10 protein-coding genes are annotated in these 13,215 nt (G+C 70.3%); 4 read left to right on the forward strand and 6 right to left on the reverse strand.

Features of this window, described 5'->3' with window-relative positions:
* Positions 1–48 precede the first annotated feature (48 nt).
* The 3 genes from dapD to map are packed head-to-tail and all read right to left on the reverse strand — an operon-like array spanning position 49 to position 4,288.
* Positions 49–897: a 2,3,4,5-tetrahydropyridine-2,6-dicarboxylate N-succinyltransferase gene (gene dapD / locus JMO03_RS18535; protein WP_202845254.1), complete on the reverse strand. Its 849-nt coding sequence runs from the start codon at positions 895–897 to the stop codon at positions 49–51.
* Positions 894–3,509 carry a [protein-PII] uridylyltransferase gene (glnD, locus tag JMO03_RS18540; protein ID WP_337926452.1) on the reverse strand — a complete coding sequence of 872 codons (2,616 nt, stop codon included), beginning with the start codon at positions 3,507–3,509 and terminating at the stop codon, positions 894–896. Before glnD ends, dapD begins: the two co-directional genes overlap by 4 nt.
* A 2-nt stretch (positions 3,510–3,511) precedes the next feature.
* A complete protein-coding gene (map, locus tag JMO03_RS18545; protein ID WP_202845255.1) occupies positions 3,512–4,288 on the reverse strand; it encodes a type I methionyl aminopeptidase in 777 nt (258 codons plus the stop codon).
* Between the two features lie 549 nt (positions 4,289–4,837).
* Here map and rpsB point away from each other — a divergent pair.
* Together rpsB and tsf are read left to right on the forward strand one after the other, a co-directional pair.
* Positions 4,838–5,689: a 30S ribosomal protein S2 gene (gene rpsB / locus JMO03_RS18550; protein WP_202845256.1), complete on the forward strand. Its 852-nt coding sequence runs from the start codon at positions 4,838–4,840 to the stop codon at positions 5,687–5,689.
* Between the two features lie 127 nt (positions 5,690–5,816).
* Positions 5,817–6,689, forward strand: coding sequence for a translation elongation factor Ts (gene tsf / locus JMO03_RS18555; protein WP_202845257.1), 873 nt, complete (start codon positions 5,817–5,819; stop codon positions 6,687–6,689).
* A gap of 88 nt (positions 6,690–6,777) precedes the next feature.
* Here the strand turns inward: tsf and JMO03_RS18560 are convergent, their stop codons facing one another.
* Genes JMO03_RS18560 through JMO03_RS18570 form a run of 3 tightly spaced genes read right to left on the reverse strand, consistent with a single transcriptional unit; the run spans position 6,778 to position 10,270 of the window.
* On the reverse strand, positions 6,778–8,385 hold the full coding sequence (locus JMO03_RS18560; RefSeq protein ID WP_202845258.1) for a diguanylate cyclase domain-containing protein: 1,608 nt from the start codon (positions 8,383–8,385) through the stop codon (positions 6,778–6,780).
* An 8-nt stretch (positions 8,386–8,393) separates the two neighbouring features.
* Positions 8,394–9,875: an ATPase domain-containing protein gene (locus JMO03_RS18565; protein WP_202845259.1), complete on the reverse strand. Its 1,482-nt coding sequence runs from the start codon at positions 9,873–9,875 to the stop codon at positions 8,394–8,396.
* Positions 9,872–10,270, reverse strand: coding sequence for a hypothetical protein (locus JMO03_RS18570; RefSeq protein ID WP_202845260.1), 399 nt, complete (start codon positions 10,268–10,270; stop codon positions 9,872–9,874). The genes JMO03_RS18565 and JMO03_RS18570 overlap by 4 nt, the downstream gene beginning before the upstream one ends.
* 385 nt (positions 10,271–10,655) lie before the next feature.
* On the opposite strand from JMO03_RS18570, the gene JMO03_RS18575 reads away from it, so the two are divergent.
* The gene (locus JMO03_RS18575; protein WP_202845261.1) at positions 10,656–12,143 is read left to right on the forward strand and encodes a GGDEF domain-containing protein; all 1,488 of its coding nucleotides are present in this window, start codon (positions 10,656–10,658) and stop codon (positions 12,141–12,143) included.
* A gap of 80 nt (positions 12,144–12,223) precedes the next feature.
* Positions 12,224–12,946, forward strand: coding sequence for a UMP kinase (gene pyrH, locus JMO03_RS18580; RefSeq protein ID WP_202845262.1), 723 nt, complete (start codon positions 12,224–12,226; stop codon positions 12,944–12,946).
* Positions 12,947–13,215: the final 269 nt, after the last annotated feature.

Genomic DNA, 13,215 nt, shown 5'->3' on the forward strand with positions numbered 1-13,215 from the left:
CCGGCAGTACCCCGCGGGGGTGGTGGCGGCCACTGATCGAACGAACGGTCAGTCGGCCAGTCCTCGCAGCAGGTCGTTGACGCTGGTCTTGCCGCGGGTCTTCTCGTCGACCTGCTTGACGATCACGGCGCAGTACAGCGAATGCGAACCGTCCTTCGCCGGCAGTTGCCCGGACACCACCACGCTGCCCGGCGGCACGTAGCCATAACTCACCTCGCCGGTGGCGCGGTCGTAGATGCGGGTCGACTGGCCGAGAAACACGCCCATGCCGATCACGCTGTGGTGACCCACGACCACGCCTTCGACCACCTCCGAACGCGCACCGATGAAGCAGTGGTCCTCGATGATCGTGGGCGCGGCCTGCAGCGGTTCGAGCACGCCGCCGATGCCGGCGCCGCCGGACAGGTGGACGTGGCGGCCGATCTGCGCGCAGGAGCCCACCGTGGCCCAGGTGTCGACCATCGTGCCCTCGCCCACGTACGCGCCGATGTTGACGAAGCTCGGCATCAGCACCACGTCGCGGCCGAAATAGGTGCCACGCCGCGCGACCGCGCCCGGCACCACCCGCACGCCCATCCGCTTGAACCTGGGCGCGTCGAAGCCGGCGAAGCGCGCCTCGACCTTGTCCCAGAACGGCGCCGGCTGCGCGTCCACCAGCGCCATGTCGTTGGTCCGGAAATACAGCAGCACGGCCTTCTTCAGCCACTCGTTGACCCGCCAGCCACCCGTGCCGTCGGGCTCGGCCACGCGCAGTTCGCCGCTTTCCAGGCCGAGCATGGCGCCTTCGACCGCGGGCTTCACCGCATCGGCGGTTTCCCCGGCGCCGAGGTCCGTGCGGCGCTCCCAGGCGTCCTCGATCGTGCGCTGGATATCCGTTGCCCTTGCCGCTGCGGTCATGCCTTGTGTTCTCCGTCGATGCCGTGGTGGAGCGCTTCGCGCAGGGCGTCGCACTGGGTGTCGTCGAGCGCGCGGTCGCGCCGGTCGCTGACCAGGAACACGTCCTCGGCACGCGCGCCGAAGGTGGCGATGCGGGCGTCGTGGACGCGGATGCGCTGCTGGCGCAGGACCGCGGCGATGTCGGCCAGCAGTCCGGGGCGATCGGTGCAGACCAGGCTCATCACGGTGCGATGGCCATCCCCGGTGGTATCGAAATCGACCTGCGGCGCCACCCGGAAATGACGCAGGTGGCGCGGCTGGGCGCGCCGCGCCGGGCGCACGTCGAGCGAGCCGGCCAGCACCGTGGCCAGCTTGCGTTCGATCGTAGCGATGTCCGGCGCCTGCCGCTGGTCCACCGACAGCACCTGGAAGGTATCGAAGATGGTGTGCCCTGGGCCGTCCAGCGCGCGTGCCTGCTGGATCGCGAGCCCGAGCCGGTCGAGGGTGATGACGATCGCCGCGAACAGGCCGTCGCGGTCCGGCGCGTGCACGAATACCTCCAGCGCATCGCCCGCGCCGGCCAGCCGGCGCACGCGCGCCACGGTGGCACCGGGTGCCGCCCGGCGCAGCGCGAGCGCCTGCCAGACCACCTGGTCGGCGCGCGCGCGCAGGAAACTGGTATCGGGCATACGCGCGAACAGCGTCTCGATGTCGTCGACCCCTTCGGCCACCAGCAGGCCGGTGACCTTGTCGCGGGTCTCGGCGATGCGGTCGGCGGCGCCGATGCGGTGCTCGAGCCCGCGTCGCAGCGCGTAGCGGGTGGCGATGCGCAGGTCGGCGAGCAGGCGGTCCTTCCACGCGTTCCACAGCTTCGGCGAGGTGCCGGCGATGTCGGCACAGGTCAGCAGGTAGAGGTAGTCGAGCCGCTCGCGGTCCGCCACCTCGACCGCGAAGCGGTGGATCACCGCGGGGTCGGAGATGTCCTGCTTCTGCGCCGTGGTCGACATCAGCAGGTGCTTGAGCACCAGCCACTCTACCAGGGCGGTGTCGGTCTCGCCGTAGCCGTGCGCCCGGCAGAACGCGCGCGCGTCGACCGCGCCGAGCTCTGAATGGTCGCCGCCGCGGCCCTTGGCGATGTCGTGGAACAGGCCGGCGATGAGCAGCAGCTCGGGCTTGCGCAGCAGCGGCCAGACCTCGTGCGCCAACGAGAAGCGTTCATCGGGAATGCCGGTGGAGAACGAGGCGAGGTTGCGCAGCACCGCGAGCGTGTGCTGGTCGACGGTGTAGACGTGGAACAGGTCGAACTGCATGCGCCCGGACACCCGCGCGAACGCAGGAATCCATCGCCCGAGCACGCCCAGCCTGGCCATGCGTTCGAGCGAGCGCACCGGCCCCGGGCCGCGCAGCAGGGCGACGAAATCCTCTCGCAGCTCCGGCGACGCCGCGTCGTAGGCCGGCAGCGCGTGCAGCGATTCGGCCAGCGCGCGCGCGGTGCGCGAATGCAGCCCCTTGGCGCCCGGATGGTCGGCCCACAGCGCGAACAGCCAGAACACCCGGGTCATGTCGCCCCCGGGCCAGAACTCGTCGCGCGCCACGAGATATCCGCGCTTCATCGCGAACTCCGCATCCAGCGGCACCGCCTCCACGTCGCCCTCGATCTGCTCCTCGAAGCGCTGCAGCAGCCGCTCGCCGATGCGTTGCACGATCGCCGCGCTGCGGTAGAAGTCCTGCATCATCCGCTCGATCGCGGCGTTGTCGGCGTCGTCGATGTGCTGCAGGCGCGCGGCCAGCGCCTTCTGGTAGTCGAAGCGCAGCCGCTCCTCGCGCTTGCCGGCGACCAGGTGCAGGCCGTAGCGCAGCCGCGCCAGTACCCGCCATTCGCGCTCCAGCGCCGAATACTCGTCCAGGCCCAGGTGCCCGAGCGGGATCAGCGATTCGATGTCGCGGGTGCCGAACACCCGTCGCGCCATCCAGCGCAGGGTGTGGATGTCGCGCAGACCGCCCGGGCCTTCCTTGATGTTGGGCTCGAGGTTGTCGGCGGTGTCGCCGAAGCGGGCGTGACGCTGGCGCAGTTCCTCGCGCTTGGCGTTGAAGAACTCGCGCGCCGGCCAGACCCGGTCCACCGACACCGCCGCCTCCAGCCGCAAGGCCATCTCGGGCGTGGCGACCAGCGGTCGCGCCTCGATCAGCGAGGTCATCACGGTGAGGTCGTCCTGCGCGGCCTGGGTGCATTCGTCGAGGGAGCGCACCGCGTGCCCCACCGGAAGACCGGCGTCCCACAGCAGGGCGAACAAGCGCGACAGCGCGTCGGTGTCGCCTGCGCGCACGTCCTCGCCGACCACCACCAGCAGGTCGATGTCCGAACGCGGGAACAGTTCGCCGCGCCCGTAGCCGCCCGTTGCGAACAGGGTGAGCGCGGCATCGGCCGGGATCGAGCGCGACCATGCCTGCCGCACCAGCCCGTCGACCGCGATCACCCGTGCCATCAGCAGGCGCTCGATGTCGCCGTTGGCGTCGAAGCGCTGGGCGAAACTCGCGTCCTGTCCGCGCAGCGTCTCGGCGGCGAGCGCCGCCCAGGCCGCATCGTCTCCGGCGCGCGCGGCGGCCTCGTCGCTGTCCGGGGACCCCGACACGGTCAGAGGTCGTTGTCGTCGCCGGGCAACCGGGTCAGGATCTCGACCCCGCCGTCGGTCACCAGCACGGTGTGCTCCCACTGCGCCGACAGCTTGCGGTCCTTGGTGACCACGGTCCAGCCGTCCGGCAGCAGCCGGGTGAAGCGCGTGCCTTCGTTGATCATCGGCTCGATGGTGAAGGTCATGCCGGGCTGGAACACCAGGCCCTCGCCCGGCCGGCCGTAGTGCAGCACCTGCGGGTCCTCGTGGTAGACCTTGCCGATGCCGTGGCCGCAGTACTCGCGCACCACACTGAAGCGCTGGCCTTCGGCGTATTCCTGGATGGCGTGGCCGATGTCGCCGAGAGTGGCGCCGGGCCGGACCGCGCGGATGCCGCGGAACAGCGCCTCGCGGGTGACCTCCACCAGCCGCCTGGCCATCACCGAGGGCGTGCCGACGTAGTACATGCGGCTGGTGTCGCCGTGCCAGCCGTCCTTGATGACGGTGACGTCGATATTGATGATGTCGCCGTCCTTGAGCACCTTGGCCTGGCTCGGGATGCCGTGGCAGATGACGTTGTTGGCCGAGATGCAGGTGGTCTTCGGGTAGCCCTTGTAGCCCAGGTTCGCCGGGACCGCCTTCTGCACATGGACGATGTGGTCGTGGCAGATGCGGTCGAGCTCTTCGGTGCTGACGCCGGGCTTCACGTGTTCGGCCACGACCTGCAGCACTTCGGCCGCGAGCCGGCCGGCCACGCGCATCTTCTCGACCTGTTCGGGAGTCTTGGGGATCACGGACATAGGCGGCCATTATCCCCGATTCCTGCCGCGGGCCGGAAAACAGCCGGCCGGCGATGGCGAGGGTCTCGCTGGCGACGCTGAGGTCCCGTCGCGAACCGCAGTCTTCGGCCGCGAGCGGGACCCGCCGCCGGGACATGCCGGCGCTGACGGCAGGTGGGCCCGATGCCCAGCCGACGTCGCGGCCGCCGCCGGCGGCGGCTGGCGCTGCGGACAGGGCCGGACCGCCGAATCGGCCCGGCGGCCCCGAGCCCGCGCCTGCTCCTGCCCAGGCGGGTTTACCTGAGCACCCCGCCACGCTATGATTCCGCGGCTGTGCAGGGCCAACACCCGGCCCAGTCGCCCACGCCGGGCGTCGCGTCGGTCTCGACGCAGGCGAATACACACCCGCTGCAAGCACCCGTGCCGGGGTGTCCCGCGTCCACCAGGACGCAGGATCTGGCCACGGAGGCAGCGGGGAGGCCCAACCCCGGAACCGAGCGCCCTGCCGCGCAGGACGCACCGCCCATCCTGTCCCGTGGCGGCCGGTTCCATTCCCAGGAGTTCCGAACCATGCCCCAGATCACCATGCGCCAGATGCTGGAAGCCGGCGTCCATTTCGGCCACCAGACGCGCTACTGGAACCCGAAGATGGCCCCGTACATCTTCGGCGCCCGCGGCAAGATCCACATCATCAACCTCGAGAAGACGGTTCCGCTGTTCAACGACGCGATGAACTTCATCTCGGGCATCGCCCAGAAGCGCGGCATCGTGCTGTTCGTCGGTACCAAGCGCAGCGCGCGCGACGCGGTCAAGGAAGAGGCCGAGCGCTGCGGCATGCCGTACATGACCCAGCGCTGGCTGGGCGGCACGCTGACCAACTTCCGCACCGTCAAGCAGTCGGTCGCGCGCCTGAAGGAACTGGAAGCGGCCGAGACCGACGGCACCTTCGACAAGCTGGTCAAGCACGAGGTCCTGGGCCTGCGTCGCGAGCGCGACAAGCTGCTGTCCTCGCTCGGCGGCCTGAAGGACCTCAACCGCCTGCCCGACGCGCTGTTCGTGATCGACATCGGCCACGAGGACATCGCGGTCAAGGAAGCCAAGAAGCTCGGCATCCCGGTGGTGGCGGTGGTCGACACCAACTACGACCCGGCGCTGGTGGACTACGCCATCCCCGGCAACGACGATGCGATCCGCGCCGTGCAGCTGTACGCCGGCGCCGCCGCCGACGCGGTGCTCGAAGGCAAGGCCGCCGCACCGAACGCCGCGAACGTGCGCGAGGAGGAGTTCGTCGAGGGCGACGCCAAGCCGGGCCGTCGCGCGCCGGCGAAGAAGGCCGACGACGTCGCCGCGGCCGCGAAGGCCGCCGAACCGGCCGAAGCCGCCGAGCCTGCCAAGGCCGACGAGGCCCAGGCCGCCGGGTAATCCTGCGGCAATGCAGCCGCGGCACCCTGCCGCGGTTGCGATCGCGGCCGTCGTCCCCACGTCAGCCGTCACGAATCCAGCGGCGGGCCCTGCCCGCCGGTCATTTTTTTAGAATCCGAGGTCCCCGATGGAAATCACCGCATCCCTGGTCAAGGAACTGCGCGAGCGTACCGGCGCCGGCATGATGGAGTGCAAGAAGGCGCTCACCGAGAACAACGGCGACATCGACGCGTCCGCCGAGGCGCTGCGCAAGTCGGGCCTGGCCAAGGCCGACAAGAAGGCCAGCCGCGTCGCCGCGGAAGGCCGCATCGCCGCAGCGCAGGACGGCGGCAAGGCCGTGCTGGTCGAGATCAACTCCGAGACCGACTTCGTCGCCAAGGACGAGAACTTCGTCGCCTTCACCGAGGCGGTGGCCAAGGCCGCGCTGGGCGCCGGCGACGTCGAGGCGCTCAAGGCCACGAAGCTGCCGGCCGGCGAGACCGTCGAGGAAGCGCGCGCGGCCGTGATCGCCAAGGTCGGCGAGAACGTGCAGGTGCGGCGCCTGGCCCGCATCGACAGCGGCAACAACGTCGCCGCGTACGTGCACGGCGGCAAGATCGGCGTGCTGGTCGAGGTCAAGGGCGGCGACGCCGACCTCGCCCGCGGTCTGGCGATGCATGTCGCGGCGATGAACCCGCCGCACAACAGGCAGAGCGACGTGCCGGCCGACTTCATCGCCAAGGAAAAGGAGATCGAGCTGGCGAAGATGTCCGAGAAGGACCGCGCCAAGCCGGCCGAGATCCTCGAGAAGATCATCGGCGGCAAGATCGCCAAGATCGTCAACGAGGTCAGCCTGTACGGCCAGCCCTACGTGCTCGACACCGACAAGAGCGTCGAGGCCGTGCTCAAGGGCGCCGGCGCCGAAGTCGTCGGCTTCCAGCGCCTGGCCGTCGGCGAGGGCATCGAGAAGGTGGTCGAGGACTACGCCGCCGAAGTGATGAAGCAGGCCGGCCTGGCCTGACTTCGCGCGATCGCAGCCATTGAACGAAGCCGCGCGAAAGCGCGGCTTTTTTCATGTCCGCGGGTTTCTCCCGCGCACAGGGCCGGGCCTATCGAAGCAACGGCAACGTGACCACGAACCGGCTGCCCTGTCCGGGCCCGGCGCTGGTCGCGACCACGCTGCCGCCGTGGGCCTCGACCAGTTCGCGCACCACGGTCAGGCCGATGCCGAGGCCGACGCCGTTGAAGCCGATCGCGTGACCCTCCTGCACGAACGGTTCGAACACGTCCGGCAGGGCCTCGGCACTGATGCCGATCCCGCTGTCGGCGACGGTGATCGCCACCGTGTCGCCGAGCACCGCGACGGAAAGCCCGATCCGGCCCGCTTCCGGCGTGTACTTGGAGGCGTTGTCGAGCAGGTTGCTGAGCACCTGCACCAGGCGCACCGGGTCGCCATCCACGGCGACAGCGCGCACGGGCAGTTGCACGGTCAGCTGCTGCAGGCGCATGTCCATCGCCGGCCGGCAGGCATCGATCGCCGCGTCGACGATCCCGGCCAGGTCCACGGTGCATCGTTCGAGCCGCAGCTTGCCGGTGTTGGCGCGGGAGATGTCGAGCAGGTCGCTGACCACGCGGGCCATGTGCGTCACCTCGCGCTCGATGATCGCCTGCATCCGCGCCGGATCGCCACCCTCGGACTGCGCGAGCATGGTCGAGGCGAGGCGGATCGAGGTCAGCGGATTGCGCAGCTCGTGCGCCATCATCGCCAGGAACTCCTTCTGCTGGCGCTGCGACCGTTGCGCCGCGGCCTGCAGATCCTGGGCGGTCAGCGCCGCCAGCACCAGTTGCTCGTTCGCCTCCCGGAGCTGTTCATAGCGGCGATCGTGCTCGACCAGCGCCAGTTCGTACGGGGTCAGCGGATGTCTCAACGCGGCGACGCCCGGCGATCGCGCATCCTCCGTTCCGTTCTCGCTGAAGACGCAGTTACCCAGACCGCGACGCTTGGCGCCGTACATCGCCGCATCCGCATGGTCGATCAGCGTATCGGCATCCTCCCCATGCTCCGGGTAGATGCTGATGCCGATGCTCGCGGTCAGCCGCAGGACGTGTCCGCCGACGCGGTCGGGCACGCCGAGGGCCGCGGTCAGCTTGTGGGCCACGTCGACCGCATCCGCGGCCTGGGACAGCTCGGTGAGCAGGATCAGGAACTCGTCGCCACCGTGGCGCGAGACGGTGTCCACGTCGCGGACCGCCGCCGTCAGGCGGCGGGCGGCCAGCTTCAGCACCTCGTCGCCGACCGGGTGGCCGAAGGTATCGTTGATCTGCTTGAAGTGGTCGATGTCCAGGAACAGCAGGGCCAGGCGCGTACCGTGCCGGTTCGCATGCGCGATGGCCTGTGCGAACCGGTCGAGCAGGAGCAACCGGTTGGGCAGTTCGGTCAGGGCATCGTGCCCCTGCGATCGCGACATCTCCTGCAAGGTCTCCTTGCACGTGTCGGCATCGACCCGCGCGGCGAGGGCCGAGCACAGCAACTGCTCGTTGACTTCGACCAGTTGCGCCTCCCGACGGCTGTCGAGACGGTTTTCGGCTTCGACCACCTGCTGCTGCAGGCGCACCAAGTCGGCACGGGCCTGCCCGGCCTGCTCCTGCAGTCGCGACAGATCCCGCGCGGCTTCCTCCGTCGCGGACCCATCCTTCTTGTTGCCGGGGACAGCCATCGTGCCGCCTAGCCGTCGTCGCCGGCCGCGGCAGACCGATCGTGTGCGCGTTTGCTCGTCGGCCTGCCGCCGAGCAGCCCTTCCTGTTCGGCGAGCTTCTCGCCGATGCGAAGGCCGCTTCCGTCGATGGTGTACTCGCGCAGCTCATCCGAGTGCCCGCTCGAACGCACCTTGACCACCGCCATCACCCGCCGCAGCCGGCTCTCCACCTCGATGTAACGCTGGACGATGATCGCGTCGGTCAGGAACGCGGTGCCATAGGGACTGAAGCGCAGGTCGGTGTAGCGATCCTCGAGTTCGGAGGTCATCAGCACGGTGAGGCCGGCGGCGGCGAGCGCGGCGACCATGCGCGAGAGGTTCTCGCGGAAGTCGTGGCGGAAGGTCGGTGCCACCGCGAGCTCGAAACCCGAGAGCGAATCGATGACCACGCGGCTGGCCTTGCGCCGGCGCACCTCGTCCAGGATCAGCAGCACGATCTCGTCGATCGACAGGTCGGGCGCGCGGGTGTCCACCAGGCCGACCTGGTCGGCTGCGATCAGCTCGGCCAGCTGGCGGTTGCGCAGCCGGTCCGGGCGCTGCTCGAAGACCGCGATGACGCCCGCATCGCCAGCGCGCACGCCCTCGGCCAGGAAGGAAGCGGCGAGGATGCTCTTGCCCGAGCCCGAGGGCCCGGCCACCAGCAACGAGTAGCCGCGGGGCAGGCCGCCGCCGAGCATGTCGTCCAGCCGCGGCACGCCCATCCGCAGTCGCACGTCGTCGCGCGCCGGAAGCTTGTCGATCGCGTCCACCGGAACGCGTGCCGGCGCGAACACCTTGATGCCGGCCCCGCCGATGCGGAAGGTGTGCAGCCCCGGCAGCGTCGGCTGTCCGCGCATCTTCATGATCTCCATCTTGCGCACCATCGAATTGCGCTCGACGCTCTGGCGCAGCCAGATCAGCCCGTCGGCGATGGTGAAGATCGGGTTGGGGCCGGTCTCGGTGAAGTACTCGCCGATCAGGAAGGTCGTGGCCTGCCAGCTGGTCATCAGCATCCCGAGCTGCTGCACGAACTGCTGCAACTGGTTGTGCCCGGTACCGGCGGAGCCGCTGGCGAGCACCACGGAGCGGAACGAATCCACGAACACCAGCGCCGGGGCATGCGCCTCCATCGCCTCGACGATCCGGGCCAGCACGCGGTCCAGGTCGCCGGTACCGGTCTCCTCGGAGAGGTTGATCATGCGGATCGACCGGTTGATCGCCGCACTGTCGAAGTACGCGAACTGCTGCTGGTAACGCAGCATCTTCAACGGCGGCTCACCGAGCACGGTGAAGTACAGCGCCGGGCGCTCCGGCGTCGCCAGCGCGAACATCATCTGGTGCGCCAGCGTGGTCTTGCCGCTGCCCGGCGGCCCGGCGATCAGGTTGAACGAGTATTCCGGCAGGCCGCCGCCCAGCACGTCGTCCAGGCCGGGGACGCCGGTGGCCAGGCGGTTGATGGTGACAGAGGTCATGGCGCTGGATCCTGGGCGGGCAAGCCGCTGGAAGGGGAAGGGGGCGTCCAGACGGCGTCGAGCAGCCGCCGGGTGAGCGAAGGGCCGATCAGGCTGGTCAGCACACTCTGGAAAGCCTGCAGCAGGGCGACTGCGCCGGCGGTGGCCTCGGCGGGGTGGTCCTGGCGCGAGATCGCCGACTTGAGGGCCACGAGGTCCGCGGGCGCCTGGGCGTCCTCCCGCAACTCCAGCCAGGGATGCGCCGCGGCGGCGAGATGCAGGCTGCGCCTGTAGAGCGCGGCCACGCCGCGCTGGCCGATGACCGGCGCCAGCGCGACATCGATCCCATCCCATATCTCGCCGATCGCCTCGGCGATCCGCGCCGCGTCCGCACCTTCCCCGGCCCGCTGCGCCACGGCAAGAGCGATCCGGTCATCCTGACTGTCCACGAAACCCCTCTGCCGACCGCGGCGGACGGCATCGAACCGATACTACGCCCCCGGGTGTGAGGACGATGGCGGGGCCACGCCTCGCAGGCCCCGCCCTGCCGCCGCCGGGGTGTCTCGCGCGCGACCCTCGCGCCGACTCCGCAAGCAAGCGCCAGCGCACGTGCCCGGGCCGCCATCTGAAGCATGGCGCCGGCAACCCGGCGCCATGAGCGCGGCGGACGCTGCGACGCTTTCCGCGGTGGCCATCGCCATCCACTTCAGCTGTCCCACGTCCGGCCGATAACGAAGGCGCCCACCCCCGCCCCCGGAACGTCCAGGCGGTCGGCCCAGTCCGCACGGAGCCAGCAGTTCGATGCACCCGGAGTTCGAAATCCTGCTCGACCGCTGCGGCGACCTGCCGACTCCGCCCGGTGTCGCCCTGCGGGTCATCGCGCTCGCCCAGGACCCCGCCGCCCACCTGGCCGCCACCGCCGAGGTGATCAACCTCGACGCCGCGCTCAGCGCCAGGATCCTGCGCATCGCCAACTCGCCGCTGTTCGCCAGCGCCACCCGGCGTCCGTCGGCGACGGTCTCGCGGGCGCTCGCCCTGCTCGGCCTGAACGCGGCGATCACCCTGGCGCTCGGGTTCTCGCTGGCGGCCACGATGCGCGGTGGCGGCCCGATCGCGGCGGCGCGGGAGCACTTCTGGCGCCGGAGCGTGCTGAGCGCCATGGCCAGCCGCCTGCTCGGCGAGCGTGCCGGCCTGGAGCGGCTGGAAGAACTGATGCTCGGCGGACTGCTGCAGGACATCGGGGCGCTGGCCCTGATCCAGGTCCTGCCGGACCGCTACGCCGAGCTCGGCAACGTACCCGCCGGCATCCTGCCGTTGGAGCGCGAACGCGAGCTGTTCGGCAGCGACCATGCCGAGGTCGGCGCCTGGCTGGCGGCGCGCTGGAACCTGCCCGCCTACCTGCAGCGGATCATCGCCCGCCACGAATGCGGGCACTACGAGGGCGATCCCGAACTCGCCTGCGTCGCGGGCTCCGGCCTGCTCGCGGACCTCTGGCTGCAGGCGGGCACGCCGGAGCAACTGCGGGCGATCGCCGCCGAACTGGAGCGCCGCACCGGGCTGACGGGACTGGAAATCGCGCGCCTGCTCGAACGCCTGTCGGCGTCCGCACCGGAACTGGCCACCCTGTTCGATGTCCGCCTGGAGCACCCGCGCGAGCTGCGCGCGCTCCACGGCCGGGTGCAGGAACTGATGGTGGTGCGCAACCTGATCGAGATCCGCAACGCGGCCGACGCCAGGCGCGAGATCGAGGTCCTCAAGGCCCGGACGCGCGACCTGTCCGAACAGGTACGACGCGATCCGCTCACCGGCGCCTACAACCGCCTGCAACTGGAGGAGGTGCTGGAGCGCGAGTTCGAGGAAGCGCTGCGCCACGACCGGCCGCTGTCGATCGCCTTCATCGACCTGGACGACTTCAAACGCATCAACGATCGCCACGGCCACCTGGTCGGCGACCAGGTGCTGCAGGAATTCACCCGCTGCCTGGCCGCTCAGCTGCGGCAGAGCGACCTGCTCGCGCGCTACGGCGGCGAGGAATTCCTGATCGTGCTCGGCAATTGCGACGCGATCGACGCGCGTGCCACGCTCGAGCGGATCCTGGCGGAGATCTCGCGCACGCCGATGGCGCTGATCGACGGCGTTCCCCTGTACATCACCTTCTCCGCGGGACTGGCCTGCCAGGGCGGCAGCGACCAGTTCGCCAGTGCCGACGAGCTGCTGCGGGCCGCGGACGAGGCGCTCTACGGCGCCAAGCGCGATGGCCGCAACCAGGTCGCCGCGCAGGGGGGGTGAATCGGGCGGGAGGCCCGACGCGGAACCGGCATCGACGGCGATCGGCTAGAATCCCCGCGCCCCCCAGCCCCGAGGTCCGGATGTCCCAGCTCGCCTATCGCCGCGTCCTGCTGAAGCTGTCCGGCGAGGCGCTGATGGGCGACGAGGACTACGGGATCGACCCGAAGGTCATCGGCCGGCTGGCGCGCGAGGTGATCGAGGCGCAACAGGCGGGCGCCGAGATCGGCGTGGTGGTCGGTGGCGGCAACATCTTCCGCGGCGCGGGACTCGCGGCCGGCGGCATGGACCGGGTGACCGGAGACCAGATGGGCATGCTGGCCACGGTGATCAACGCGCTGGCGCTGCAGGACGCGCTGGAAAAGCTGGGCGCACGCGCCCGGGTGATGAGCGCGATCAAGATCAACGACGTCTGCGAGGACTACATCCGCCGGCGCGCGATCCGCCATCTCGAGAAGGGCCGGATCGCGATCTTCGCCGCCGGCACCGGCAATCCGTTCTTCACCACCGATTCGGGCGCTGCGCTGCGCGCGATCGAGATCGGCGCCGACCTGCTGCTCAAGGCGACCAAGGTCGACGGCGTGTACGACAAGGACCCGAAGAAGCACGCCGATGCGGTGCGCTTCGATTCGCTGAGCTACGACGAGGTCCTGTCGCGCGACCTGCAGGTGATGGACACCGCGGCGTTCGCGCTGTGCCGCGACAGCGACCTGCCACTGCGCATCTTCGACATGGGCCAGCCGGGCGTGCTGCTGCGCATCCTGCAGGGCGAGCCGATCGGCACCCTGGTGCGCGGACGGGCCTGACGCCCCTCCCTGGCGGAACCTTCCGGACCTCGGCCCAGCGCGGCCTGCGGCCGCCATGCACCGGGGCGGGTCCACGCCATGCGGCATCGCAACCACCCTTCGCCGCAGCGGGCCGGGCATGCAGCCTTGCCGGCAGCCCGGATGCGGCGGGGCGCCACGTCGCGCCGATCGCTCCGATGCCTCGCCCGCATCCTCGTCCGCACGGGCCGACCTGCCGGACTCCGCGCGACCCGGCCAGCGATCCATGCGCGTGCAGGGGCGCCCGGCCG

Origin of the sequence: Luteimonas saliphila, from assembly GCF_016774335.1 — a bacterium.
In the GTDB taxonomy this organism is placed as follows: Bacteria; Pseudomonadota; Gammaproteobacteria; order Xanthomonadales; family Xanthomonadaceae; genus Luteimonas; species Luteimonas saliphila.